This is a genomic window from Mesorhizobium sp. M0037, from assembly GCF_040323635.1.
Classification (GTDB): Bacteria; Pseudomonadota; Alphaproteobacteria; order Rhizobiales; family Rhizobiaceae; genus Mesorhizobium.
In genome coordinates, this window is the sequence record NZ_JAMYVB010000021.1 from 45,378 (window position 1) to 71,797 (window position 26,420).

21 protein-coding genes, 1 tRNA gene and 1 pseudogene are annotated in these 26,420 nt (G+C 64.0%); 13 read left to right on the forward strand and 10 right to left on the reverse strand.

All coding sequences use genetic code 11. The annotated features are described in order from the left end of the window. Positions 1 to 143: 143 nt before the first annotated feature. On the forward strand, positions 144 to 2,114 hold the full coding sequence (locus NKJ78_RS25935) for an acetoacetate--CoA ligase (protein WP_352460425.1): 1,971 nt from the start codon (positions 144 to 146) through the stop codon (positions 2,112 to 2,114). A gap of 265 nt (positions 2,115 to 2,379) precedes the next feature. Here the strand turns inward: NKJ78_RS25935 and NKJ78_RS25940 are convergent, their stop codons facing one another. Continuing rightward, positions 2,380 to 6,384 carry a PAS domain S-box protein gene (locus NKJ78_RS25940; RefSeq protein ID WP_352460426.1) on the reverse strand — a complete coding sequence of 1,335 codons (4,005 nt, stop codon included), beginning with the start codon at positions 6,382 to 6,384 and terminating at the stop codon, positions 2,380 to 2,382. A 324-nt stretch (positions 6,385 to 6,708) separates the two neighbouring features. Between NKJ78_RS25940 and NKJ78_RS25945 the strand changes: the two genes are divergently transcribed. Both NKJ78_RS25945 and NKJ78_RS25950 read left to right on the forward strand, forming a co-directional pair. Then, on the forward strand, positions 6,709 to 7,167 hold the full coding sequence (locus NKJ78_RS25945) for a phasin (protein WP_352460427.1): 459 nt from the start codon (positions 6,709 to 6,711) through the stop codon (positions 7,165 to 7,167). A gap of 345 nt (positions 7,168 to 7,512) precedes the next feature. Beyond that, positions 7,513 to 7,589 (forward strand) — tRNA-His (locus NKJ78_RS25950). A gap of 139 nt (positions 7,590 to 7,728) precedes the next feature. Here the strand turns inward: NKJ78_RS25950 and NKJ78_RS25955 are convergent. From NKJ78_RS25955 to NKJ78_RS25975, 5 genes and pseudogenes are all read right to left on the reverse strand, one after another. Beyond that, on the reverse strand, positions 7,729 to 7,983 hold the full coding sequence (locus NKJ78_RS25955) for a hypothetical protein (protein WP_023681865.1): 255 nt from the start codon (positions 7,981 to 7,983) through the stop codon (positions 7,729 to 7,731). Between the two features lie 67 nt (positions 7,984 to 8,050). Further along, a pseudogene (locus tag NKJ78_RS25960) lies at positions 8,051 to 8,170 on the reverse strand (zinc-binding dehydrogenase); the annotation flags it as partial. A gap of 181 nt (positions 8,171 to 8,351) precedes the next feature. Next, entirely contained in the window at positions 8,352 to 8,480 is a 129-nt protein-coding gene (locus tag NKJ78_RS25965; protein ID WP_352460428.1) for a hypothetical protein, read from the reverse strand. 47 nt (positions 8,481 to 8,527) lie between these two features. Then, complete coding sequence (locus NKJ78_RS25970; protein ID WP_023704493.1) at positions 8,528 to 8,845, reverse strand: hypothetical protein; 318 nt, start codon at positions 8,843 to 8,845, stop codon at positions 8,528 to 8,530. A gap of 1,488 nt (positions 8,846 to 10,333) precedes the next feature. Next, positions 10,334 to 11,140: an IclR family transcriptional regulator gene (locus tag NKJ78_RS25975; RefSeq protein ID WP_023723361.1), complete on the reverse strand. Its 807-nt coding sequence runs from the start codon at positions 11,138 to 11,140 to the stop codon at positions 10,334 to 10,336. Positions 11,141 to 11,369: 229 nt separating this feature from the next. Between NKJ78_RS25975 and NKJ78_RS25980 the strand changes: the two genes are divergently transcribed. The 4 genes from NKJ78_RS25980 to NKJ78_RS25995 are packed head-to-tail and all read left to right on the forward strand — an operon-like array spanning position 11,370 to position 15,879. Beyond that, positions 11,370 to 12,422, forward strand: coding sequence for an ABC transporter substrate-binding protein (locus NKJ78_RS25980; protein ID WP_023723360.1), 1,053 nt, complete (start codon positions 11,370 to 11,372; stop codon positions 12,420 to 12,422). Positions 12,423 to 12,449: 27 nt separating this feature from the next. Further along, positions 12,450 to 13,949, forward strand: coding sequence for a sugar ABC transporter ATP-binding protein (locus tag NKJ78_RS25985; RefSeq protein ID WP_352460429.1), 1,500 nt, complete (start codon positions 12,450 to 12,452; stop codon positions 13,947 to 13,949). Continuing rightward, positions 13,946 to 14,911, forward strand: a complete 966-nt coding sequence (locus NKJ78_RS25990; protein WP_352460430.1) for an ABC transporter permease — start codon at positions 13,946 to 13,948, stop codon at positions 14,909 to 14,911. The genes NKJ78_RS25985 and NKJ78_RS25990 overlap by 4 nt, the downstream gene beginning before the upstream one ends. After that, positions 14,908 to 15,879, forward strand: coding sequence for an ABC transporter permease (locus NKJ78_RS25995; RefSeq protein ID WP_352460431.1), 972 nt, complete (start codon positions 14,908 to 14,910; stop codon positions 15,877 to 15,879). Before NKJ78_RS25990 ends, NKJ78_RS25995 begins: the two co-directional genes overlap by 4 nt. Here NKJ78_RS25995 and NKJ78_RS26000 read toward each other — a convergent pair. Beyond that, the gene (locus NKJ78_RS26000) at positions 15,853 to 16,794 is read right to left on the reverse strand and encodes an amidohydrolase family protein (RefSeq protein WP_352460432.1); all 942 of its coding nucleotides are present in this window, start codon (positions 16,792 to 16,794) and stop codon (positions 15,853 to 15,855) included. The genes NKJ78_RS25995 and NKJ78_RS26000 overlap by 27 nt on opposite strands. Before the next feature lie 71 nt (positions 16,795 to 16,865). Here NKJ78_RS26000 and NKJ78_RS26005 point away from each other — a divergent pair, with 71 nt between their 5' ends. From NKJ78_RS26005 to NKJ78_RS26020, 4 genes are read left to right on the forward strand one after another with little or no spacing between them, the layout of a single operon-like run. Beyond that, a complete protein-coding gene (locus NKJ78_RS26005) occupies positions 16,866 to 18,191 on the forward strand; it encodes an alanine racemase (protein WP_352460433.1) in 1,326 nt (441 codons plus the stop codon). Between the two features lie 38 nt (positions 18,192 to 18,229). Beyond that, complete coding sequence (locus NKJ78_RS26010) at positions 18,230 to 18,574, forward strand: RidA family protein (protein ID WP_023670576.1); 345 nt, start codon at positions 18,230 to 18,232, stop codon at positions 18,572 to 18,574. Positions 18,575 to 18,576: 2 nt separating this feature from the next. Beyond that, positions 18,577 to 19,587, forward strand: a complete 1,011-nt coding sequence (locus NKJ78_RS26015) for a succinylglutamate desuccinylase/aspartoacylase family protein (RefSeq protein ID WP_352460434.1) — start codon at positions 18,577 to 18,579, stop codon at positions 19,585 to 19,587. A gap of 30 nt (positions 19,588 to 19,617) precedes the next feature. Beyond that, positions 19,618 to 20,799: a hypothetical protein gene (locus tag NKJ78_RS26020; RefSeq protein ID WP_352460435.1), complete on the forward strand. Its 1,182-nt coding sequence runs from the start codon at positions 19,618 to 19,620 to the stop codon at positions 20,797 to 20,799. A gap of 69 nt (positions 20,800 to 20,868) precedes the next feature. On the opposite strand, the gene NKJ78_RS26025 is transcribed toward NKJ78_RS26020, so the two are convergent. Genes NKJ78_RS26025 through NKJ78_RS26035 form a run of 3 tightly spaced genes read right to left on the reverse strand, consistent with a single transcriptional unit; the run spans position 20,869 to position 24,033 of the window. Next, positions 20,869 to 21,720: a TIGR01459 family HAD-type hydrolase gene (locus NKJ78_RS26025; RefSeq protein ID WP_352460436.1), complete on the reverse strand. Its 852-nt coding sequence runs from the start codon at positions 21,718 to 21,720 to the stop codon at positions 20,869 to 20,871. Further along, positions 21,717 to 23,006 carry an FGGY-family carbohydrate kinase gene (locus NKJ78_RS26030; RefSeq protein WP_352460437.1) on the reverse strand — a complete coding sequence of 430 codons (1,290 nt, stop codon included), beginning with the start codon at positions 23,004 to 23,006 and terminating at the stop codon, positions 21,717 to 21,719. Before NKJ78_RS26030 ends, NKJ78_RS26025 begins: the two co-directional genes overlap by 4 nt. Continuing rightward, complete coding sequence (locus tag NKJ78_RS26035) at positions 22,990 to 24,033, reverse strand: class II aldolase/adducin family protein (protein ID WP_352460438.1); 1,044 nt, start codon at positions 24,031 to 24,033, stop codon at positions 22,990 to 22,992. The genes NKJ78_RS26030 and NKJ78_RS26035 overlap by 17 nt, the downstream gene beginning before the upstream one ends. A gap of 193 nt (positions 24,034 to 24,226) precedes the next feature. On the opposite strand from NKJ78_RS26035, the gene NKJ78_RS26040 reads away from it, so the two are divergent. Both NKJ78_RS26040 and NKJ78_RS26045 read left to right on the forward strand, forming a co-directional pair. Beyond that, positions 24,227 to 25,009, forward strand: coding sequence for a DeoR/GlpR family DNA-binding transcription regulator (locus NKJ78_RS26040; protein ID WP_023701285.1), 783 nt, complete (start codon positions 24,227 to 24,229; stop codon positions 25,007 to 25,009). After that, complete coding sequence (locus NKJ78_RS26045) at positions 25,006 to 26,385, forward strand: FGGY-family carbohydrate kinase (protein WP_352460439.1); 1,380 nt, start codon at positions 25,006 to 25,008, stop codon at positions 26,383 to 26,385. Before NKJ78_RS26040 ends, NKJ78_RS26045 begins: the two co-directional genes overlap by 4 nt. Positions 26,386 to 26,420 lie beyond the last annotated feature (35 nt).

Genomic DNA, 26,420 nt, shown 5'->3' on the forward strand with positions numbered 1-26,420 from the left:
CGGCGTTTTTGGGACAGCGGCGCCTGTAAAGCTGAGGCTAGTGCATGTCGCCCGGAAGAGTGCAGCGGTTCCGGGACAACGACGTGCATCAAAACAAAAGCATATCTATCTTGCGACGCGACGGGCTTCAAGGAGGATCGATCATGGCTGCCGAAGCACCGCTCTGGACCCCGACGCAAGACCAGATCGACGCAGCACCACTGACCGCGTTCATGAAGGCAGCAGCGGCCAAAAGCGGCACATCCTTCGCCTCCTACGCCGAACTGCACCGCTGGTCGGTCGAGGATCGCGAGGGCTTCTGGAGCCTGCTGTGGGACTTTTGCGGCATTGTCGGCGACAAAGGGACCGATGCGGGCGAGACCGTGCTCGTCGATGGCGACAAGATGCCCGTCGCATCGTTCTTTCCCGATGCGACGCTGAACTTCGCCGAGAACCTGCTGAAGAAGATCGGTTCCGGTGACGCGATCGTCTTTCGCGGCGAGGACAAGATCGAGCGGCGGCTGTCGTGGAGCGAACTGAACCAGCTGACCTCGCGCTTTCAGCAGCTTTTCCTGTCGCTCAAGGTGAAAAAGGGCGACCGCATCGCGGCCATGATGCCCAACATGCCGGAAACCGTCGCCGCCATGCTGGGGGCCGCCTCCATCGGCGCGGTCTGGTCGTCCTGTTCCCCCGATTTCGGCGAGCAGGGCGTGCTCGACCGTTTCGGCCAGATCGAGCCGGTCATATTCATTGCGCCGGATGGCTATTGGTACAATGGCAAGGCAATCGAGGTCGCCGACAAGATCGCTGCCGTTGCAGCGAAGCTCGAAACAGTAGCCAAGGTCCTGATCGTCGACTATCTCGGTACGTCGCGTGACATCGCCGCGGTCATCGATAAGGCCGTGGCGCTCGAAGAGGCGCTGTCACCCTTTGCCGCCAAAGCGGTCACGTTCGAGCGGCTGCCGTTTGCGCATCCGCTCTACATCCTGTTTTCGTCAGGTACCACCGGCATTCCCAAATGCATCGTCCATTCGGCCGGCGGCACGCTGGTCCAGCACGTCAAGGAACACCGGCTGCATGCCGGGCTCGTCGAAGGCGACCGCTTCTTCTACTTCACCACCTGCGGCTGGATGATGTGGAACTGGCTGGTGTCGGGCCTGGCCTCGGGCGCCACGCTGCTGCTCTATGACGGCTCACCCTTCCACCCCGACGGCAATGTGCTGTTCAGCTTCGCCGATGCCGAGAAGATGACCTTTTTCGGCACCTCAGCCAAATTCATCGATTCCGTGCGCAAGGCCGGGCTCAAGCCTATCCACAGCCATGATCTGTCGAGTGTGCGGGCGATTTCCTCGACCGGCTCACCGTTGTCGCCGGAGGATTTCCGCTTCGTCTTTGACGGCATCAAGAAGGACGTACATCTGGCCTCGGTTTCCGGCGGCACCGACATCGTCTCCTGTTTCGTGCTCGGCGTACCGACGCAACCGGTCTGGACCGGCGAGATCCAGGGTCCCGGCCTCGGCCTTGCCGTCGATGTATGGGACGATGACGGCAAGCCGATCCGCGAGCAAAAGGGTGAGCTGGTTTGCACCAAGGCGTTTCCGTCGATGCCGATCGGCTTCTGGAACGATCCTGAGGGCAAGAAATACCATGCGGCCTATTTCGAGCGCTTCGACAATGTCTGGTGCCACGGCGACTTCGCCGAATGGACCGCGCATGGCGGCATGATCATCCACGGCCGTTCCGACGCGACGCTCAATCCGGGCGGTGTGCGCATCGGCACGGCGGAGATCTACAATCAGGTCGAACAGATGCCGGAGATCCTTGAGGCGCTGTGCATCGGCCAGGATTTCGACAATGACGTGCGCGTCGTGCTGTTCGTGCGGCTGGCCGCCGGCGTGACGCTGGACGAGGATCTGGAAAAGCGCATTCGTTCCAAGATCCGCAGCGGCGCCAGCCCGCGCCACGTGCCGGCAAAGATCGTCGCCGTCAGCGACATTCCGCGCACCAAATCGGGCAAGATCACCGAGCTTGCAGTGCGCGACGTGGTGCATGGCCGCTCCATCAAGAACAAGGAAGCGTTGGCCAATCCAGAGGCGCTGGAGCTGTTCAGGAACCTGCCGCAGCTGGCTGAGTGACGCGGCCGGGATGGTTAACCAGATATGTCGGTCGAATTTACCTAGATTTCATGAGTGGTACACATTCGTAAATTTTTTGGACGGCCGGTAAGGAGTTGTTAAGGCCCGGCGTCGATAGTCGCACGTAACTTGAGGGAGAAATCCCGTTCCTCGTCCCCTGAGGATCAGATTCGCTCAAGCCCCCGTTGTGACAGCAAATCCCATCTAAGGCGTCCTGTTGGACGCCTTTTCTTTGTCCGGGATTCTCGCCCGGGAATGGCCGGCCCTATTCGGCAAGCACCCGCGTCGACGGGAAGGCGACCTCGACCAGCGTCCCTTCGCCCGGCGTCGAGGTGATGGTGAAGCGGGCGCGGTTGGCTTCCACCATCGCCTTGGTCAGCGGCAGGCCGAGACCGGTGCCGTCGCCACGCCCGCGCTTCAGCGCATTGATCTGCTTGAACGGCTTCAGCGCCTGCTCGATCTCGGCATGGCTCATGCCAATGCCGGTATCGCGCACCCGCATGACAACGTCGCCGGAGGTTTCATAGGCGGTCGACACGATCACCTGTCCGCCGGCTTGCGTATAACGAATGGCATTGGACAGGATGTTGAGCGCGATCTGGCGCACGCTTCTGAGGTCGGCGACCACTTCGGGCAGTCGCGAGGCGAAGCTGGAGCGAATGATGACACGCTCGCGGTTGGCCTGCGGCTGCATCATCGCCACCGTCTCGGCCAGCGTATCGTTGAGCGACACCGCCTCGTAGTCCATTTCCTGCTGGCCGGCCTCGATCTTCGAAATGTCGAGGAGGTCATTGACGAGATCGAGCACATGGTTGCCCGAGCGGTTGATGTCTCTGAGATAGTCGCGGTAGCGGTCATTGGCTACCGGGCCGAACTTCTCGTCCACCATCAGCTCGGAAAAGCCGATAATGGCGTTGAGCGGCGTGCGGATCTCGTGGCTGATGCGGGCGAGGAAATCGGTCTTCTGCGAGGAGGCGCGCTCGGCCACCGCGCGCGCCTGGGTCAGATCCTCTTCGGCCCGCTTCCACTGCGTGATGTCGCGCACCACGGCGCAGAAGCCGCTGTCATTGGGCAGCCTGCCGATGGTCATGAACAGCGGGATGAAGCGCCCTTGCGCCTCGCGCCCGATCACCTCGCGGCCATCGTTCATCACACTCGCCACGCCGGGCTCGGACAGGCCGTTCAGATAGTCGCGCGCCGCGCGCTGGCTTTCGATGGCAAACAGCGAGGCGAACGGTTTACCGGTGACGTCGTCGCTGTCGAAGCCGAACAGCGCCTCGGCCGGCCGGCTGATCGAGCGGATGTCGCCGTCGCGGCCGATCAACACCACACCATCGGTCGCGGTGTCGATGATGGTGCGCATCTCGGCAATGCGCGCTTTGAGTTCGGAGACATCGGGCTGCGTCTGCTCCTCGGCTGCGAGATGCGCAACCATCGGCGGCTCGTTATCGCCGGTACGTCGCACCACCAGCATCAGCGCCTTGCCGGCGCGCCACGGCACCGAACGCAAAATGGCTTCGATCGGAAATTCCTGGCCCTCGCGCGTCTTCAGTTTGAGTGTGTGGTCGCTTTCGCCGGCCGTTTCTGAATAGGGGTCGGCAAACAGCGCGTCGAGCCCGCCGGCGTCGCTCAGGTCCTCAAGCGTGTCATAGCCGGTCAGGCCGAGGAATTCCTCATTGGCGTAATGAAGCTCGTCGCCCGAATGGATGAGCAGCGGCACCGGCAGCTTGCCGAGGATCGACGTGTCAGGGGCCTTGTGTTCATCTCCGGCCGAGAATGCCGAAGGCATGAACCCCTCAAGCTTGAGCGGCGGCACTTTCAGGCGCTGTGGTTCTGCCGGCATTGTGTCCGCATCGCCGGCCTTGTCCCCGTCTTCCACGGCCGAGTCAGTCGCCTCGTCGGACGGCGCCCAATCCTCATTGTCCTCGGCATCGCGGAAGTCGGCCGACGTCATGCTGTCGTCTTCACCGGCATTGGCCGGCGTCTCGGCAACAACCGGCTGTGGCTCTGCGGCCTCGACGATCTCTTGGGCTTGCGTATCATCCGGTTCGGAAGCCGGCGCAAGTTCGTCGTTGGACGACGTTGCTTCCGTACTGTCTTCGGTGACGGAGCCTGGTTCGGGATCGGCATAGTCGAGCAGGGAGCGCGACACTGTCGGCGCCTTCGCCTCGCCTGCTTCGCCGTCCGCAAGGCCGTCGTCCGGCTGCTCGCCGTCAAGCCGCGTCAGGTCCTTTTCGTCCTCGGCATCGCTTTCCGGCGGTTCGGCCTCAGCCGTTTCGCTTTCGGGTGCGGCTGCCGATGGTTCAGCCACGGCAGCCGGGCCGGCTTCGTCCGGACTCGAGACCTCGGCGGGTTGTCGGGCTGGCGCGGCTGTTTCAGGCTGGTCCGCCTCGACATGATCCGGCTTGGGCTCATCTGCCTTGGCCTGGTCTGGCGTTACCTGATCCGGATTGGCCGGTTCGGCCTGCTTGGCAGTCTCCGGCTGCTCCGGCGGGGGATTGTCCTTCTTCAGCCGCTCGCCGATTTCGCGGAAAGCGCTGCGCTCCAGCGTCGACAGGCCCCTCTCGCTTGTCGGCTGCTTGTCGTTGGCGGGCTGCCGATGCTCGGCCAGCCGGATGACCTTATCGGCAAAACGACGTTCCTGCTTCGGCACGATGGTCAGCGCCGGCACTTCGCCCTCGAACGGATCGGCCGCCTTGGGAGCTTCCGCCACGGGCTGTTCCGGGGCCGGCTCGGCTGCTGCCGCTGGCGCGCCATTGGGGACCAGCGCCATGCCGATTGCTTCCGGATCGACCACCGCATCGCCGCCGCGGGCGACGCCGAAACCACGAAAACCTTCGAAGGCGCGGCTGCGGCCATAGACAGGCAGTGCTGCCAGATCGACCGGTATCTTCAGGTCGGAGCCGGCAACCGGCCACAGTACCGAGCGGCCCGACCAGGTGTCGCGCCGTTCAAGCAGGCCCGCGATCTCGCCCGAGGCGTCGAGGCCGAAAGTTGTCGCGACGTCCTTGAAGCGGCGGCCGATCACGTCGGCGGCGGCTTTGCCGACAATGTCGCCGAATTCCGGCGACAGCGCGCTGAACTTGCCGTCGGCGTCGGTGCGCCAGACGAAGCGCAGCGGCGGCGCCGAGCGGTCGATCTCACGTTTGGCGGGAGGCGTAGCCGGTGGGGCTGCGTCAGACGGCAGGGCGGGCGCAGCGGCACTGCTGTCCAACTGCGCACTCTCGGCCGGGGAAACAGAGTCCGGCTCGGCCTGCGCCGGGCTGTCCGGCTCGCCCGCCTGCGGCTCTTCGCCGGCATGGAAGTACCAATGATCATGTTGCGCCGGCGCGCTGTCATTCGCCGCCTGCTCGCGGCCGGTCGTCTGCTCGCGATGGTCCGCCTTTGTATCGGTTGACGCCGAAGCATCATGCTCGGTGGCAGCCGGACCTGTCTCCCCGACATCAGGCGCGGCCGCGAGTGGGGCGCCCTGATTCCCGCTTGCGGGGGGGTGGTCAGCCACCGCATCCACCGTTACCGCGTCCTCCGCGGCGGCTTGCGCCGGGCCATCGTCGACCTGCGCTGCAGCAGGTTCGGCATCCAGCTCGCCGACAGGATTTTCCTCACCGAGCTGATCCTCGTCGATGACCACCAGCAGATGCCTGGACTCGGTCAGGCGCGCGAAGCCGGCCGGATAGGACGTGGCGCCGCCGGGGACCAGCCGCTTGACGATGCGGTCGTCCTGGCTCGCCACGTCGGCGACAAGCGCGGCCAGCGTCTCAGGCCGGATGGCGAGCGCGCCAAAGCCATCCGAAGCCGCCTCGACAGTGCCGGCGGCGTCGACAAAGGCGATGAAATGGCCGTCTTCGGTAAAGCCGCTGATCGCGCGGGCCGCAACGTCGGCAGCACTGCGCGAGCCGGCCTGCGCTGCCGGCACCACCAGCATGATGGCGCTTTCGCCGTCCGGCATAGTCACCGCACTGGCCAGGAAGCCGACGGCGCGGCTGGTGATGCCGGTCGCCAGCCGTACCGTAATGGCGCGGTCGCTGCCGATCTGCGGGAAGCCCGCGGTCGCCATGATCTGGCGCCTGGCGATCAGCGGCAGCTGTGCCGAGGCGCCGATGATGGCCTCGATATCGGGATAGCCGAACACCGCAGCGCCCGGGCCGTTGGCCCAGATCACCTGTTCGAGGTCGGCCGACAGAATCGCGATCGCGTCGCCGGCGGCGAAGCGCTGGCGAACCGCATCAAGCACGGCGACATCGAGGAAAGAGTAGTTCTCGGAAGGCATGCGCTTGGCGGACCCTTTCGGTGAAACCTCTTGGCGAACCCCTCTTGGCGAACCTACAAGGCGGGCAATTTGCAGTTAACGCTTTGTTAATAAAAGCCCGCGCGGCGAAGGTCCACAAGCCATGGCGGGAAGCAGGTGGAATCTCTGGCCACTTGGTTAACAGCCCCTCGGAATGCCCTTGGGTAACCTCTTGGGGTAACGCGTGGGAAGAAATTATGGTGCACTGCAACAAAGATATTGCATCGCACAAAAAAACCGCTATATTGCCATCATACATGAACGAGACGGCTTTTTGTCAAAGCCGCTACCCCGAAAGGATGGAAAATGACCAAGGCCAAGACCGCTGAGACCATCGAAAACGTTGAATTCCCGAGCTTCGACGCTTCCAAGGCAACCGACCAGATCCGCGCTTTCGCCGAAAAGGGCGTCGAGCAGTCGAAGGAAGCCTACTCCAAGCTGAAGACCGGCGCCGAAGAGACCCAGAAAGTCCTGGAATCGACCTTCGAGACTGCCAAGACCGTTTCCAGCGACCTGTCGCTCAAGACCATCGCCGCTCTGCGCGCCAATGCCGAAGCCGGCTTCTCGCATCTCGAGGCCCTCGTCGGCGCCAAGTCGCTGTCGGAAGTGGTCGAACTGCAGACCGCCTTCCTGCGCAAGCGCGTCGAGACCACCGTCGAGCAGGCCAAGGACTTCCAGGCTGTTGCTTCGAAGGCTGCCGAAGACGTCTCCAAGCCGGTCAAGACCGCTTTCGAGAAGGCCCTGAAGGACATCAAGGCCGCCTAATAATTGCGCACAACTCTGCGATGCATCAAAACGTCGCATTTCGTCAGACAAATAGGTGTGCGATAGAGTTGTCCAAATGAATAGCCGGCGAGTGGAACCTCCTCCCTCTGCTCTCCGGGGTGACCAGCCAGCACCTCCTCCCGCTGGCTCGTAACAGGAAAAGGCCGGCACCTCCTCCCGCCGGCCTTTTTCTTTTGCCGAAGAAACGGGCGTCTGTTGGGAGACCGGCTTTGCCTTATCAAAGGCCTTGAATTAGTCTCTGATAGACCGTATTGGACGCATCGCCGAACGACAGAGCGGATCTCGGAGAATGAATTTTCACCACGATCTGGCTCAGGCGAACGTGCCGTTGTAGCTCAGATGGTTAGAGCGCCGGATTGTGGATCCGGAGGTCGCTGGTTCGATCCCAGCCAACGGTACCATCGAATTTTCCGCTAAAGTAAGCCGATCCCGGCGATCCACGGGAGATCAAGACCTGTATGGCGCTGTCGGCAGGGCAGGAAGACCCTGACTGCACACACACCGCGGTGCAGATACCCGCGCCGCATCTAAGGTTTCATTTTACTCCAGCGGTTCGTCGGTCGGCCGAGGCGTCGTGCCTGCCTGACGAGGACGGCCGGCATTGCGATTTGCAATACGGCTGTCGAGCGGCGATCTGGACGCTTGCTGGGCGCCAGCGGTCTTGGGCGCCGTCGGCTTGGCGCCGGAATCGCTGTTTTCAGCGTCGCGACGGGGATGTGGCAGGCCGGTGGCCTCAGGCGATCTGACCGAAGGTGTGGCGGCCGGGTTTGTCGATACGGGTTTGTCCTTGGCCATTTTCAACTCTCGCCTTTTCAGCATGCAGACGGCCGGACAACATAGTCGGGCCACTGAGGCAGAACGGTCAGCCGTGCGGGCGCATCACGACTTTGATGCAGCCGTCCTCCTTCTCGCGGAAGGTTTTGTAAAGTTCGGGCCCGGCCTTGGGGCCAGCCCGATGGAATGACGGGTCGATATCGCCGTTCCGAACTTTCTGCAGCGATGTCGCGTTCATCCTGGATCGTCGGATCGGCCACCTGATCGCAGCGTATCTCGCCTTTGCCGTGCCATGTGAGGGCCTGCATGTGCTGTTCCTTGACGACAAGCTCTGCGAGCCCGAACTTGGCTCGATGTGAAATGTTCCCGCTTCCAACGAGCATCCGGCCTCAGCCCTTGGCGACCGAACGGGGTTCGGCCATGCCGCAATGCTGCTCGGTCGGGGTGCCGGCCGGCGTGGCATGCGCGGCTGCAACCTGCTTTTCCAGCCGCTGATCGCCTGCTGCCCACGGCCACATCCTTGAACGCGTCCAAGGGCAGAGGTTTGGCGCAAGCGCAGGATCTGCTATCGCGCCAGCATCGCGGCGACAACGAACACGACGGCGGCAACGACGACAAGCGCGACAATGGCCAGCACCGGGCCGTTTTTACTCGGGGCCGGGGCGCTCTCGTCGTCCGGCCGCCGCATCGCATTGGCGAAGCTTGCTTGATTAGCGAAAGCCGGCGTGCCCGTCGCTGCGGGAACCGGCACGGCGCCGGTGTCTGCCGCTTCGGCATCGGTTTCCATAGGCGCCGCCGCCGGGTCGAATCCCGGCGTCTTGTCCTCTGTCACCCCAGACTGAATATCGCCTCTGTCTTCGGCCGGGTTACGTTCGACGTTCATGATGATGCTCCTGAGCTGGCCCGGGCTTCCCCAACCGCGAGCGGATCAGGATGTTCCATTGGGCGGAATCGCCGACAACGAGGAGCAAATTTCAGATAGCCTTCAAACAGATGTCCCTGGTGGCAACGCGGGCCTTGCAACCGGTCAGCACCGGATTGGTGGTCTCGTTGTAGTCGGCCATGGTCGGCAACGCGGCAGATTCGGCAAAGTTCCAGTCTGGCTCGCAATGCCCGCTTACGCACACCGCCGCTCGTTGACCTTGAGCTGGCTCGTTCCAGCCACTCCAACCCAAATTGCCAGTCCGGCTCCCGGCGGCGCGCTGTTTGTATTCCGTGGGAACATCAACAGCGCCAGCGAGTTCGGTATGTGCAGCGAGTTCCCTGTTCGCCGCATGGCCAACGTCCGGAACTCTTGACCGTCTCGCGTCTTCGCTCCTGGAGCGCGGGCCACTCCTCTTAGCCCAAGGTTGCGATCATGAGCAGAAACATTCCGGAAAAGCGGGCCAGGCAGGGTGGCTTGGGGCGACCGGTCCTTGGCGTGCTCTTGGCAGGCCTTGTCTTGGCGCTCGTTGCCTGGGGGATCGCTGAAATCTATGGCGAGCAGGCTAAGACACCGGCGACACAGCAAAACAGCCGGGTTCCATCGCCAGATACTTACAGCCCAAATCCTGGCCAAACGGACCCTGCAAACTCCAAGGCCGATGATGTGAATGGCGAACCGGTGGACCGAAATCCCAAGCTCGACAAGGATCCCACGCCGCGATCAAGCACTGGCGGGGATCAGCCAGGAACGCCGCCAGCTCAACCTGCTTCGCCATAGCGTTCGCACTAGTTGATAGACACAATTCAAACAGATGCGGAAATGTGGAGCGGCGATTTCAGCCAATTTCAAGAGCCGGGTCTGTCAATAATCGCCGGCGCTCTCTGATAGCTGGGGAGCCACAAAACCTCCGCTGATTCTTACCGCTTGCTGGATGGCACTGGCGGCTCCAGACCGACTGCGCGCTGTGTCACGCCGGCAGACCTTTGCACCTCTGGGCGCTTTTGAAGTTGCAAGTCGATGGAATCGGGCAAGCTGGGTGTAGATGATGCAGTCGTCATCTTATCGAGGTCCGGCAGCAACACCATCTTTGCGTAGCGTGGAGGAACCAGATGGCCTCCGAAAACAGCGAATATCCCGCACACGAATAAAGCGAGAAGCAGGGCCGTAAGCACATCTGTGAAAATCTCGACAAATCTCATGTGCTCGCTCCGCGCGTAAGGATCCCGCCGCGCTCTCGACAGTAAGAGCGGCGGGATCCTCAACCGGCGATGAAGGGACTTTGATCGACGGTCTTCTCCTAATGTGGCTTCCGGTTGCGTGTTCCCTGGTTCGGACCTTATCCACCGACTATGGGACTAAGGTCCGGAACCTAAATGGAACCAATGGGGAAGAGCGGAATCCATGTGCCTTTAAGAGGCTTCAACCTGAGGGCACGACGGCTGATCGTCAGCCTCCCGCCAGAGACAGTCCACGGGCGCGCTCGCGCAGCAACGCAAGCAGTTCGTCGCGCCGTGGCTCCGGCGTGTCGACGGGTAACACCAAACACAAGGTCCTTTTGATGGCGCCGTGGCCGTCACGGATGGGGGCCGCCATGCACCAGGTGAAACGGTCGGCCAAGGCTGTGGTCTCGCTGAAACCCTGCCGGTGGGCCAAGGCAACATCGGCAAAGAATTCGGCTGGTGCAATGATGCGGCCGTCGGGAAGCCTGTAGTCGCCAGATGGGATGAAATCCCTCAACTCTTGCTCGTTCATATGGCCGAGGAGCAGCCGTCCGGATGCCGTCCATGGGATCGGCACCTCAACCCCGACATCGCTTGAGATCCGGAACGGGCCCGGCGAATCTCGGCAGTCAAGAACGACGTATTTGTTGCCACGCAGGCCGCATAGCTGGACCGTCTCGCCTGTCTCGGCGGCCAACTTATCCAAGGTCTCGATGATGCGACGGTAATGGGCATTGTGATGTGAGTAGGCCCAGCCGAACAGATGCATGGCGCGTCCGAAATAGACGTAACCTTCACCGCCGACGTTTTCGAGCATTTCGGCGTCGAGCAGGCTGTTGACGATCTCGTAGGTGGTCGAACGCGGCGCGCCGATCATTTTGGCGATGTCGCCGACGCGCATTGGCGCGCGGTGCCGCAGCAACGCCTCGAGCAGCATGATGACGCGGTCAATGCCGCGTCGTCGTTCGCCGTTGCGCGGCTCCGCGCCGGCTTCCTTCCCGATCGCATCGTTAGTGCCGTCGCTCATGACCATCCACCAAAATCATTTCGGTTCTCGTCTCAAGGCGCTTGAAAGATGTCAAGGCTCGGTCTAGCATCCAGTTTGTCCGATATACAGACACATTGTCTGAAATACCAGACAAACTAACGAGCCTGACGCAGACAAATCCCGAGGCGACACACGGTTTCCAAGATCCGGCGACCGACGGGTTTCCTCGCCCTTGTTCTGCACGTCGAGGCCACAACCTCTGAAGGGAACAGTCATGATGAAATCACCGTTTTTCGCATCCGCCAGCGCGCTTTGCCTCGGTCTCGTGCTGAGCTTTGGCGCCGGCTCGGCAGCCAATGCCGCCGCCAACTGCATCAAGGGCGACCGCAAGGCGCCGTACACGATCGGCTGGGCCAACATCTATTCCGTGCCGACCTGGATGAAGCAGACCCAAGGCACGATCGAAGCCGAAGTCGAGACCCTGAAGAAGCAGGGACTGGTCGACAAGCTCGTCGTCACCGACGCTCAGGGCGACGCCAACGTCCAGATCCAGCAGATCCAGTCGATGATCGATTCCGATGTCGACGCCATCATCCTGATCGCCGGTTCGTCGACCGCACCTGCACGCGTTCTGGCCGATGCCTGCGCCAAGGGCATCGCCATCATCAACTTCGACAGCCTCGTCGATACCGACAAGGTCACCGCCAAGGTCAATACCGATTCTTCGCAGTGGGGCGACCAGGCCGCCAAGTTCCTGATCGACGCCATCGGCGGCAAGGGCAAGATCCTGATCCTCAATGGCCCCGCCGGGGTTTCGGTCAGCGATGACAGGCGCAAAGGCGCCGACGCTGAGCTCAAGGCCCATCCCGACGTGACGGTGCTTGCCGAGACCAACACGCCCTACAACGTCGCGCCGGCACAGGAAGCCGTCACCAGCCTGCTCTTCGCCAACCCCGAGATCGACGGCATCCTGTCGCTCGGCGGTGCTCTGTCGGCAGGCGCCGTGCTGGCCCTCGACAAGCAGGGCCGCGAACAGGTGCCGATCACCGGTGAGAACGCCCGGCAGTTTTTGGAACTCTGGAAAGAAAAGGGCTTGAAGAGCTGGGCGACGATGCAGCCGAACTGGCTCGGCGCCTTCGCCACCTACACCGCCGTCCAGGCGCTGGAAGGCAAGGATGTGCCGGCTTTCGTCAAGATTCCGCTGCCGGTGATCGACAATTCCAACATCGACGAATACCTCGCCCGGGCCAAGGACTTCCCGGCTGACGGCTACATCTTTTCTCCTTACGATGAGGAGCTGTTCAAGAAGCTGCTGGCTCAGAAATAAGCCTGAAGGGTTGTAGCGTTGACAACCATGGCTCCGCTGCTCGCGGCGCGCGGGGTGTCGAAGTCTTTCTTCGGCAACCCCGTCCTGCGCGACGTTTCAATCGCTCTCCAGCCGGGCCGCGTGCATGCGCTGCTCGGCGAGAACGGCGCCGGAAAGTCGACCTTGATCAACCTTTTGTCCGGCGCCTTGAGACCGGATGGCGGGACGATCGAGGTCGATGGACGCGCGGTCTCACGCATGACGCCGGCTGTTGCGCGGCAGGCCGGCATCGCCGTCGTCCAGCAGGAACTCAGCCTGACGGCCAGTCTTTCCATCGCCGAAAATGTTGGTCTCGGCGCCTATCCCAAACGGTTCGGCCTGATCGACTACCGCGAACTCGCTGCGCGGGCGAGGGCCGCATGCGAACTTGTCGGGCTGCACGAGCCGCTGTCGACGCCGGTCGGGCATCTGTCGCTCGGCCGCCGCCAAATGGTGGAGATCGCCAAGGCGCTCTACCGCCGGCCGCGCGTGCTCATTCTCGACGAACCGACATCGTCGCTATCGGCAACCGAAACCAAAATCCTCACCGATCTGCTGCAGCGGTTGCGCGGCGAAGGCATCGCCATTCTCTACATCTCGCACCGACTGAACGAAGTCATGGCGCTGTGCCAGCACGTCACCGTTCTGAAGGACGGCACCTGCACGGCCGACCGCACCCTGGAAGGCACCGACGCCGCCGGGTTGGTTCGGCTGATGGTCGGCCGCGATCCCGGTGATCTTTTTCCGCAATGGCAGCCTTCCAGTTTGCCTGCCAACGCTATCTCCGTCCGAAATCTTTCGGCCGGCCTGATGCGCGACGTCGATCTGGATATCAAAACGGGCGAAGTGCTTGGCATTGGCGGCCTGGTCGGGCAAGGGCAGGAAGATCTGCTGCTCGGTCTCTACGGCGCCATTCCGGCACGGACGGCGTCGGCGACCGTCAACGGCGCCTCCGGCCTGCCCGGCGGCGTGCCGAAAGCCAACGCGCTGGGGCTGGCCTATGTGCCCGCGGATCGCAAGCGCGAGGGCCTGCACCTGATCCATCCCATCATCACCAACATGATGCTGCCCGCCTTTGCCAGGCTGCCGGCGCTGAAGCTGCGCAGCCGCCGCGCAGAGCGCGAGACGGCCAAAAGCCTTGCCGCCCAACTCGGCATCAAGGGCCACCTCGGGCGGGCGGCGCAGGCTCTATCGGGCGGCAACCAGCAGAAGGTGGCGCTGGCGAAATGGATGCCGCACGACCCGCTGGTGCTTCTGCTCAACGATCCGACGCGAGGCGTCGACGTCGAAACAAAACGTGAGATCTACATGATGCTTCGCAATTTCGCCGCCGCCGGCAAGGCGGTCGTGCTGCTCAGTTCCGACACGCCCGAACTCGTGCACCTTTGCGACCGTGTAGCCATCGTCCGCGAAGGCCGCATCGTCGCCATGCTGGCGCGTGGAGCGCTGAGCGAGGAAGCCATCGTCTCCGCCGCGATGGGCGCCGAACAGCGGAAGGTTGCGGCATGAACACATCTTCCTCCGCCCGGCAGACCGATGCGCTCTACTGGCCGGTGCAGCTGCGTCGCAATGTCGGCGTGCGCAGCCTGTTTGTCGTCGTCCTGGTGTTTCTCATCGCCTATGGCGTCCTCTTTCCGGGTCTGTTCACGGCGTCCGGCTTCGCCAAATTCACGCAGAGCTGGTTTCCATTGGCTCTGGTCGCGATGGCGCAGGCGATCCTGATGCTCACCGGCGGCATCAGCCTGGCCATCGGCGCGACGGTCAGCTTGGGCGCGGTCATCGCCGCGACGACGATGGCCGGGCAGCTGGGCGTCGCCGGGGGCACTGCCGCGGTGGCGCTGACGGGCCTCGGCATCGGGGCGGCGACCGGCTTCGTCGTGGTACGGCTTCGCCTGCCGGCGATCGTGGTGACGCTTGCCGGGTCCTTCATCATCGGCGGCGCCGCCCTGCTGATCCTGCCGCGGCCCGGCGGCGCAATCCCGGCGTGGCTGTCCGACCTGCTTGCCGGCAACACACCGGCGGCATTCGTGCTGCTGGTGGTCATCATTCTCCTGTGGAAGCTCTATCTCGCCACGCCGCTTGGCTTGAGCCTCTATGCCGCCGGCGAGAATCCGGTCGGCGCCTATCGCTCCGGCGTGCCGGTCGACAGCGCGCGCATTGCGGCCTATGCGATCAGCGGTCTGCTCTCCACCGGCGCCGGCTTGTTCGTCGCCGCACAGACCGGTTCGGGCGACCCGGTCATCGGCGCCGCCTTTACCCTGAACTCGATTGCCGCTGCGGTGCTCGGCGGCATCGGCTTCCTCGGCGGCCAGGGCACGATGCGCGGCGCGCTTGCCGGCAGCCTGCTGCTCAGCCTGATGATCAGCGTCATGTTCTTCCTCGGCTTCACGCCGGTCGCACAATATGTGGCCCAGGGCCTGATCATCATCGGCGCGGTCGCCATCCCGCAATTCCGCAAGGCACAGCAATGACAGCATGGAATGACAGCGCGGGCGGCAAACGCGCCCTGACGGTCCTGCGCAGCCGGCCGTTTCTCACCGTTGCCATCGTTGCCGCGGTCTGGATCATGGCGAGCTTCGTTTCGCCCGGCTTCGGCGCTTATGGCCATCTGCGCTATCTGGTGGAGCTCGGCGCCGTCATCGGCCTGGTTGCCGCGGGCCAGACTTTTGTGGTGATCGCCGGCGGCATCGACCTTTCCGTCGCGGCCATCGTCACGGTCAGCGCCGTCAGCCTGCCGCTGCTGTCGTGGCAGGTGGATCCGACCGGCATCACCGCCATCCTTGCCGTTCTGGTGCTAACCACGGCAATCGGCCTGGTCAACGGGCTCGGCGTCGCTTTACTGCGCGTCCACCCGATGATCATGACATTGGCCATGGCGACATTCCTGCAGGGTCTGTTGATCATCATCGCCGGCGGCAGCGCCGTGACCGCCGAGAACCCGCTGGTCCACTGGCTCGGCAATGGCCGGCCGGCCGGCATTCCCGCTGGCGTATTGTTGTGGGTGGTCGTCTCGGTGATCGTGCTGACCACGATGCATGCGACATCGCTCGGCGCCCGGATTTTCGCCATGGGCGCCAACCCGCTTGCCGCGGCGCTGTCCGGTGTTCCGGTCACGTCCACGACGCTTGCGGTCTACGGCATCAGCGGCTTCTGCTCGGGACTTGCCGGTGTGCTCGTGTTGGGCATGAACGGACAGGGCTATGTCGGCATCGGCGATCCCTATCTGCTCGCCTCGATTGCCGCCGTGGTCCTCGGTGGCACCTCGATCCTCGGCGGGCTTGGCACCTATGCCGGCACCATCCCCGGCGCCATCCTGCTGGTCACCATCACCGCGCTGATCACCGTCGTCAACGCATCGCCCGGCTGGCGCAGCATCCTGTTCGGCTCGCTGATCCTCGGCCTGCTGCTGCTCTCAGGCCGGGAGCAGGCGCGCCGATGACACATCGTCGAGCCGATAGATGCGCCTTGCGTTGCCGAAGAACAGCGCCGTCTGCTCGTCGGCGGAAAAGTCCACTGTGATGGTTTTGAAGCCGTCATATATGTCATCGAACGAGGCATGCAGGCCGGCGACCGGAAAGTCGCTGCCGAACATGGCGCGACCGGTGCCGAAACAATCGATGCAATGCAGGACGACGGCCTTCAGGCTGTCGAGCGTCCAGTCATGATCGTAGGCGACCAGATCCGATATTTTGATGGCGACGTTGTCGCATTGCGACAGAAGCCGCAGCCCGTCGCGCCACACCTGCATGCCATCGGCGTCGCGGTCGATCGGGCTACCGCAATGGTTGAGCACGAATTGCTGGTTGGGGAAGGCCCTGGCAAGCCGCCCCGCGTCGGCGAGCTGACGCGGAAACACCATCAGGTCGAAGCCCAGCCGATGCTGGCCAAGCAAGGCAAGCCCGGCGCGCCAGGCCGGATCGTCCATGATGCCGTCACGTGCCGCAAAACGGCGGGCAGGGTCGGGATCCCAGCTCAATATGTCGCGCACGCCGGCGACACGCTCGAACGCGGCTTGCGCTTCGATCAGCGCAGGCGCCTGGCGATCGGCGAGCGGCACGTGAACGACATAGCGGGCGGCGACGCCGCGCGATTTGTCGAGTGTTTCAAGCCAGCGCGTTTCTCCGATGCAGTCGCCACTCGCCCAGCCGGCTTCGACATGGACGGTCGCGAGGACATTATGCCCTATGGCATCGCGCGCATAATCCCCGGGCAGATAGTTCCGCCGCAAGGGGCCAAGCTCGCCGAGGCCGCCGCGCTCGCCGGCCGTGGCGGCGAGCCAGGGATGCCGTCCCAGTCTGAGATCCCAAAGATGATGATGGGCGTCGATGATCGGTCCGGCGTAAGGTTCTGGCACGTATCTCTCTCAGGCTGTGACCGGCGATCGATCCTGGCTTCGTTCTGCGACGGTAAAAGGGTTAGCATCGCATGACTGAAAACTCACCGGTTCGAGCCCTTTCAGTGCGCGAAAATTTTCGGCTCGACGACCGCATCCGCGGCGTGCCTCCCGGCACAACCGGGCTGGACAGCAGCCTTGTCGCAGCCGAGCACTGGCATCCGGCCGATGGACGCATGGCGCTTCCGGTGCTGACCCTCGACGAGGCGGCCTTCTCCGCCAATCGCGACCTGTTCCTGCGCTATGCGCGCGAACACAATGTTGCGATCGCTCCGCATGCCAAGACGCCGATGGCGCCCGACCTTGCCCGGTCGCTGGTCGAGGCCGGCGCATGGGGCACGACGGTCGCCGACATCAGGCAAGCGACAGTGATGCTGAAGGCCGGCTTGACACGGCTGATCATCGCCAATGAGGTTGGCGGAGCCGGCGGCGCCAACCGGCTGGCCGCGCTTGCTGGTGCCTGGCCGGATGCCGAGCTCTATGTCTTTGCCGACTCGGTCGACGCCGTGAACGCGCTTGCCGAGGCTTGGCGCGCCAATGCGGCGCTGCCGCCGCTGCGCGTGCTGGTCGAACTTGGTGCGGGCAGGGCGGGCGCCCGCACCACCGCGCAAGCCGAGGCCATCGCCGATGCGATCACGGCTGCCGGCGGGCGGCTGCTGATCGCCGGCGTTGCGACCTATGAAGGGGCGGCGGCGCAACCCGAGCCCGGTCGCACCGATGAGGTGATATCCGGCCTGCTGGCAATGACCGCCGACATGTTCCTGCGGCTGCGTGCCCGCGTCGGCGGCAACGCACCGCTGATCGTCACAGCCGGCGGCTCCGCCTTCTTCGACCAGGTGGTCGCGGCGCTTGCACTCCTCGTTTCCAGCGACGGCAACGCAACGCTGGTGCTGCGCAGCGGCGCCATCTTCTTCCACGACCACGGCACCTATGACCGTTCGCTCGGCGCCCTCGATGCCCGCAAGGGTTTTGCCATAGCCGGCATCAGCGCTTCGGCGCGGCATTCCTTTCGCCCTGCGCTACGCCTGTGGGCCGAAGTATTGTCGCGGCCTGAGCCGGGCCTCGTCATCTGCGGCATGGGGATGCGCGACGTGTCGTTCGACCAGGGCTTTCCAACGCCGCTCACCGTCTTTCGTGCCCGCAAGCCGCTGCCGATGCCGGCGGCGCACGCCGAGGTGGTCAAGCTCAACGACCAGCATGCCTTCCTGTCGATTGCGCCGAGCGACGACATCGCCGTCGGCGACGTCGTCGAATTCGGCATCTCGCATCCCTGCACCTGCCTCGACCGTTATCGCGTGATCTTCGGCGTCGACGCCACCGGCCACGTCCGCCACGCTTTTCCCACCTGGTTCGGCTGACCAGATCCCCCAAAAAGAGAACGTCGAAAGGATCCGATATGATCAAGTATTTTCAGTCCGGCTCGCGCATGTCGCAGGCAGTCGTCTATGGCGGCCTCGTTCACATAGCCGGCCAGGTGGCCAACGATCGCAAGGCCGGCATCGAAGGCCAGACCAGCGACGTGCTGGCCAAAGTCGAGGCGCTGCTGGTCGAAGCCGGCAGCAGCAAGTCGAAGCTGGTAGCGGTCAACATCTTCCTGCCGCAGATCGGTGATTTCGAGGCCATGAACAGCATCTACGATGCTTGGATCGATCCTGCCCGCCTGCCGGCGCGGGCCTGCGTCGAGGCGCGGCTTGCCGACCCTGATTTGCGCATCGAAATCACCGCGGTCGCGGCGGTCTGACCATGCACACCGGCCTCGCCCACACGCTCGATTTCGACCGCGACGGCAAGACGCTCAGCCATCTAAGCATTCCGTTCTCGATCGATCGCTCGCCCTACTTTCAGGTCAAGGTGCCGATCTGCCTCATCCGCAATGGCGACGGCCCGTCACTGCTTTTGATGGCCGGCAATCACGGCGACGAATATGAGGGCGAGCTGTCGCTGGCAAAACTGGCGCGCCGGCTCGATCCGAGGCGGATCAAGGGCCGCATCACCATCATGCCGATGGCCAACGCCCCTGCGGTGATGGCCGCCAAGCGCTGCTCGCCGCTCGACGGCGGCAATCTCAACCGGGCCTTTCCCGGCGACCCCTCGGGAACGCCGACAAGCCGGCTCGCCAATTTCCTCGAGACGGAGCTGTTTCCCCGTCACGACGTCGTCTTCGATATCCATTCGGGCGGCACGTCGATGGAGCATCTGCCGACCGCGCTGGTCGAACGCAACGCCGATCCCGAGCGCCACCGGGGTGGCGTCGAGCTGATGCGCACGCTCGGCATGCCCTACGGCTTTATCGCTGACAACGGCCAGGCCTCGCCAACCTCGATGGGCGCAGCGCGCCGCGCCGGCGCCGTCGGCGTCAGCGGTGAGTTCGGCGGCGGTGGCACCGCAACGGTCGATTCGATGGCGATCACGGCCCGCACGCTCGACCGTCTGATGACAGCAATGGGTGTGGTCGACGCGCCGGTTCTTGGCGCGGGCGAAAAGCCTTCGGCGCCGACAAGGCTGCTGTCCCTGTCCAGGCACAGCCAGGGCCTCTATGCCACCCGCCGCGGCTGGTTCGAGCCCGCCGCCAGGCTCGGCGACAGTGTCACTTCAGGACAATTGGCCGGCTGGTACCACGATCTCGAACGGCTCGATGTTGCCGAGGAGGCCCTGCATTTCGCCGAAAGCGGCTTGGTGCTGTCGCGCCGGCTGCACACGATGTGCGAGGCGGGCGACTGCCTCATGCAGGTCGCAGAGCCGGTCGACGGCTGAGCCAAACCCGGATCAGGCAGAGGATATTCAATGCAGCAACTGTCCATGTGGACCTATCCCTGGGACATCCAGGATCTCGGCCTGGAGACGGTCGAACGTGATCTTGTCGAGCGCGCCGGGCTCAACATGATCAGCCTGGCGACATCCTATCATGCCGGGCGCTTCCTGCAGCCGCGCAGTCCGCGCCGCAAGGCCTATTTCCCTGAGGACGGCACCATCTATTTCAAGCCGACCGCTGCGCGCTGGGGAAGTCTAGCCATCCAGCCCAAGGTGGCTGACGTGATCACCGAGGGCGGCGACGTGCTCGGTCAGCTCATCCGCCATCGCGATGCGGGCGGGCTAGGCGTTTCGTGCTGGACGGTCTGCCTGCACAACACCCGCCTGGGCATGCTGCATCCGCAGGCCGTCACCCGCAACGCCTTCGGCGATGCCAACTACTACAATCTCTGCCCCTCCCATCCCGATGCGCGCGCCTATGTCCGCGCGCTGATCGCCGACATCTCGCACAGCTACCGGCCGGACCGGATAGAACTTGAAAGCCCGTCCTTCATGGGCTTTGCCCATGAATACCATCACGAGAAGGACGGTGTCGGGCTGACGCCGGAAGACGATTTTCTTTTGTCTCTGTGCTTCTGTCCGTCCTGCGTCGCCGGTGCGGCAAAAGCCGGCATCGATGCCGAGGCGGCGCGCAAGCTCACCAGGCAATGGATCGTCGAGACCTGCGAGCGTGCGGTGCCTGAACGGCGCTTTCCCGATTTTCCCACCTGCGGGCTCGACGCCTTTGCCCCATGGCCGGAACTCCATGCCTATCTGTTGTGGCGATTCGAGCCAGTGACCAGCCTGGTCGCCGAACTGCGCGAGGTAGCCGATCCCACGACGCGGGTCGTCATTATCGATCTGAAAGACGGCTGGCTTGGCGGTTGCGATCTGGCAGCGCTGGGCAAGGTCTGCGACGGGGCGATCCTGTGCGCCTACGACATGCAGGCCGGCGATGTCGCCAGCCTGATGGCGGCCGGCCGTGCGGCAATGGGCGCGGACAAATTCCTCGGCACCGGCTATCGGCTGTTCTATCCGGAAATGGCCGGCCCCGACATCTTCGCGGCCAAGGTGAAGCCGGCGCTGGCGCCCGGTGTCGACGGCGTCAATTTCTACAATTACGGCCTCATTCCAGCCGCGCGGCTCGACTGGATCGGCGCTGTTCGGCAGTCTTAGCCGGCCAATGCTCGTGGCTACGAGGCGTTGAGGCCGGATTCGGGCGCGAGCGCTGCCGGGTGAATCAAATCAGCGAAACCTGAAGCCATCCATGGTGTAATCCGGGTATGCGTCCATCGTGTCGAACAGGTCGAACAGGTCAGGTGTGTCCGCCAATATTCCTGACAGAACCAGCACCGTGGCCACGCCGGCAGCAAGTCCGCCGGCGATGTCGTGTTCGACACTGTCGCCGACGCAGACCACAGTGCTGCGGTCTGGATTGCCTGCCAGCGCTAGCGCGGCGCCGAATATAGTGGGGTAAGGCTTGCCGATGCGCGTGACGCTACCACCGAGGTCCTCGTAGAGATCCGCCAGCCGGCCGGCGCCGAAGCGCGGCCCCACTGCCGTTAGCATGATCTTGTCAGGGTTGGTGCAGAAGCATGGCACCTGCCGCACTGCAGCCGGCGCAAGAAGCCGGCGATAATGCTCAAGATCATAGCGGTCGCCCTCGCTGGCCGAAATCAGCACCAGCCCGGCATCGTCACCGTCCTTGGTCAATGCGAACGGCAGACCTTCGATCGCCGAGCGGTCATCGTCGCGGCTTATCAACAGGCATTTCGTGTTTGGCAGTAGCTTTCCGGATACCGCCATGTCGTCGAAGAACTCCCACGCGACCTCGCCGGAAGAAACAAAATTGTCCCAGCTCCCCGGTTCGAAGCCGAGCTTTAGCAGCCGGCTCTCGTTAGGCCCCGCCCGCTTGCCGGAGTTCGAGATCAGCACAATGGTCTTGCCGGCGCGCTTCAGCGTCGACAGTGCTTCCACGGCCCCTGGATAAGGGCTGGCGCCGTCATGCAGCACGCCGAACTGATCGAGCAGGAAAACATCATAGCGCTCGGCCAGCTGGTTGACGCCGTTGAGGTGTTCGACTGTTTTCGCACTCATAGAAGCCCCGCCGCGGTTGCGCCCGTCAGCGCCAGCCGCGCCGTGCCGGCGGCGGCTTCGTCCGAAAGTGCCGGCAGGAAATCAACACCAAGTCTGCGCTGCCGGATCGCCGTCCAGGCGGCATTCGCCGCACCGCCGCCGACGCTTCTGACCGATGTCAGCCGCGGCGCGCCGAGCTCGGCGAGCCTGTCGTAGCCGAGTGCCTCGATCGCGGCGATACCCTCCAACATCGCTTTCAGATAGTCGGCGTCCTCCACCGGTCGCGGCACAAGACGCGGCGGCAGTGCCGGATCGGCGATCGGAAAGCGTTCGCCTGCAGTGGCAAGAGGATAGTAGTCGAGGCCGGTCTCGGTCATCGGGTCGATCGCCATGCTCAGCTCGACGATGCGCGCCAGAGGGAAATGCTGTGTCAGCACCTTGCCGCCGGAGTTCGATGCGCCGCCCGCCAGCCAGACATCTCCAAGCCGATGGCTGTAGATGCCGAAGCGTGGCGCCGAGATAGGCCGGTCGGACAGGATCTTGACGGTCAACGACGACCCCAGCGCGGTGACGCCGTCGCCTATTGCCGCGGCACCTGTCGCCAGGAACGAGGCGCAGCCATCGGTCGTTCCGGCGACGACGGCGATTTCGCGCGGTAAGCCGAACATATCCGCGGCATCCGCGGTGAGCTTGCCGACGACATCGCCCGGCCTGGCAATACCGGGCAGCAACTCCATGCGCATTTCGGTGGCCGCAATCCAGTCCGGCCAGCAGCGGGCCGTGATGTCGTAACCGGTTTTCAAGGCATTGTTCTCGTCGCTGACATCGAAGCGACCGGAGAATTGTCCCGCGATCCAGTCCGCCTGATGCAGCACCGCGGCAACACCGGGCGTGCGCTGGAACCAGAGCGCCTTGGCGAGACCGGACGTCGCCCCAAGTGCGGCACTGGTCGCTGGGGCTTCGCGAGCGATCGCGACCAGAATGGCGTTGTCGGCGACCGTATCGTTGTACATCAGCGGCTCGGCCAGCGGCCGCCCGGCGCCGTCGACCGGCAGCAACGTACCTGAAGTGCCGTCAACAGCGATCGATCGGACCGCTGTTCGGTCGATGCCCAAAAGCAGTTCCGCCAGCGCTGCGCCGACCGCTGACCACCACACTGCAGGGTCGCGGGCATTCCGGCCAAACAACTCGAGCGAAACGGCGGAACGCGCGGCAATGGAAAAATCCGGACGCATGGCGACCGCGCGCGCGCCGGACGTGCCGATGTCGATGCCTATGGCAAGCGGCGTGTCAGCGGCTGGCGGCATTGAGTTTCTGGCGATACTTCTCGGCGTCCCAGTTGACCAGTTCATCGTTCTCGGCGGCGGTGAGGTAGTTCAGCCGCGCTGCAATGTCGATGCGTGCCGTCACGTCGGCAAGGCAGCGTTGCATGGCGTCGGCGCCGGCACTGGCGTCGCCGCGCATCAGCACGCCCAGCCCGGGAAACAGGATCGCCGCAGGGTTTGCACCGCACCGCTCGATGACGCGCGGCACATCCTCACCGGGCTTTGCCTCAACCGACCCCCGACCCAGAAAGATGACGTGATCGGGGTAGAGGCTGCCCCCGGACGCCATGCGGCGGCTTTCGGGATCGATGGCGACCGCGTGCGCCTCGATTTCCGCCGGCAGCCTGTAACCGGTTTTCCCGGCCAGCGCCGCCAATCCCGCAACATCCGGTTCCGCCACTTGGCGCGCCGGCCGCGCCAGAAGCAGCGTGACGCGGCGCAGCAGCACTTCGGCCTCGGCGACGGTATCGGCCGCGACGACCAGCCCGTGATTGGCAAGGATCAGCACGTCGACCCCAGCCTGAAGCCGCTCGGCAATACCCTGGGCAAGCGGCAGGCCTGGCCGGAAATAAGGAACATACGCCCATTTGAGACCATCAAGGCGTCTGGCGGCTTCCACCTCGCAATTGGCCTGTACCGCCAGCGAAATGGTTTCGACGCAATGGACATGCAGGACGACGCGCTGCGGCATCAGCGCGTGAACGGTGGTTTCAATCGAAGGGCGCAGGCGCCGGGCGTTGAGCGTCTCGATGGCGAAGATTTGCGGCTGGTCGGCAGCGCTGTCGCGCTGTTCGACAGCCCTGAGCAGCGGCGCCATCGCCACCGGCACCATGATGTCTTCGGAGAGCGCATCCTTCAGCCATGTGCCGGAAGCCTTGATCCACAGCGTGTCGCCGGCTTTCAGCGAGGTGTTGCCGCCGGCGGCCTGGGTCAGGTTTGGATTGCGCCCGATGCTGGCCGAAAGCGCCCGCAAGGCAGTCATTTCCTGCGCATCCGCATAGGTCGCCATGGCGCATTTCCTCTATCAGCTCCGCCAGCCTCGCAGCTTCGGATACCCGTCGTGAGATGTTGATGTGTATCGCAGATGCGAGCGACTTACGTCAATGGTGATCTAGTACCATCAAAGGTTCTTGCAATTGGAAAGATGTTGAGTAAGTTACGTCAAATGCCGTGGCAAAAACGGCTCCTGGGAGGAAAACCGATTGAGCGACTCCGGCCGCCAGCGTCAGATCGTCGAGTTGCTGCGGGATCGCCCCTTCGCGTCGGTGCGCGAACTGCAGGAGCAGCTCGGCGTGTCGGCGGCGACGGTGCGGCGCGACATCGACAAGATCGACGAGGCCGGTGAAGCACGGAAGGTCTATGGCGGCATCTCGGCGCTCGACGGTGCTTCACAGGCGGGTGTTGCCTATGCCAGGCCCTATGACGAGAACCGCGACCTCGCGGTCGAGGCCAAGCGGCAGATCGCCGCTCTCGCGGCCACGATGGTGCGCGACGGCGATGCGGTCATCGTGCATGGCGGTTCGACCTGCTTCCACCTCGGGGTCAAGCTCGCCGAGCGCAGCATCCGTCTCTATACCAATTCGATGCCGCTCGCTGCCTATCTGAGCGACCACGGCCATTGCAGCCTGACCGTTGCCGGCGGCGATCTGCATCGTGAGCCGGGCATCATCCATTCACCGACCCAGGCGGAGCCGTTCTACGCATCGAAGTTCTTTCTCGGCGCGCAAGGCCTTGGCCAGGAGGGCGTGCTGGAATCGCACCCGCTGCTGGTCCGCTCCATCGCCGATCTCAGCCTGTGTGCCGACCAGATCGTGGTGCTGGCCGACAGCCGTAAACTGTCGATCCACGCCCGTAACATCGCGCTGCCCTTGTCGCGCATCGGCACGCTGGTGACCGATGACGGCCTGTCCGACGTCGACGCGCGCATGCTGGAAGACGCGGGCGTCATGGTGCGCATCGCTTCGGCTTCGGGAGCCATCCAGTGAAGATGGCCGTCCTCGATTTCGGCAAGACCAATTCGAAGCTGTTCGTCTTCGCTCAGGACGGGCGCATCGTCGACGAGCGCCGGACCCGGCCGAACTGGATGCGCAAAGATGGCTTCAGCGTGCTTGATGAGGCAGCACTTCACAATTGGGCGGTTCGCGCCGTTAGCGAGGCCGCCGACATCCATGGCGTAGAGGGCGTGATGGTGTCGGGCCATGGCTGCACCTTTGCCCTGATCGACGAGGCGGCGCTGACGCATCCGATACTCGACTACGAGCAAGAGCCGCCGGCTGATATTGCCGCGCAAATAGATCGCCTCGTTCCGGATTTCACCGAGACCTTCTCGCCGCGATTGCCGCTCGGCTTCAACTACGGTCGCCACATGCTGTGGCTACAGGCGGTGCAACCCGGTGCATTCACGGCCGCGAAATCGATCCTCGGCTATCCACAATACTGGAGCTGGCGGTTTGGCGGCCGGGCGGTCTCGGAAGTGTCCTATCTCGGCTGCCACTCGCATTTATGGGCGCCGCGCAAGCGCGACTTCAGTTCGCTGGTCGACATTGAGGGCTGGCGCGACCGGATGCCCGCTTTCGAGCGGGCGGGCTCGGTTATCGGCGAGCAACGCCTCGGCGACACGAAGCGGCGGATCGCCATCCACAATGGTGTCCATGACAGCAATGCCGCGCTCCATGCCTATCGCCGGCAGGAGCTTGGCCCGGTCACCGTCATCTCGACCGGCACCTGGGTCGTCGTGCTTAATCCGGATTGCCTGCTCGACGCGCTCGATGGCCAGCGCGACATGCTGGTCAATGTCGATGTCGACGGCGGCCCTGTGCCGACCATCCGCTTTATGGGCGGGCGCGAATTCGCCACGATCAGCGACGGCTGGCAAGGCGCGATCGCGCCGGCGACAGTGCAGCGGGTGATCAACGCCGGCAGCATGGCGCTGCCGAGCTTCGCGCCGGGCGGCCCAATGCCCGGCCGCGCCGGCAAATTGGTCGGCCGCATGCCAAGCGCCGAGGAACGCGCAGCCGTGGCGCTGCTCTACGTCGCGCTGATGGTCGACCTCTGCCTCGACCAGATCCATTCGGATAACACCGTGATCGTCGATGGCGGACTGAACGCTGGCGGCCTGCTCGCCGGGCTAGTGGCGCAACTGCGTCCCAGCCAGGCCTTCCTGCAAGGGGCCACACTGGAGGGCAGCGCCACCGGGGCGGCGGCGCTGGCCTTCGAGACCGTCGGCCGCGAATTTGCCGCGGAAGTGCCGGAGCCCGTGCGTGCCGCAAGCTTCACCGGACTTGCCCGATATCGCGACACATGGCGTGGCCTCATCGGCGAGCAGGGCATCCCCCGCGCGGCAGCGGGAGGCGCACGGTGATCGTCGCTGCTCAGGCCGAAGTCACGCGCCAGCCA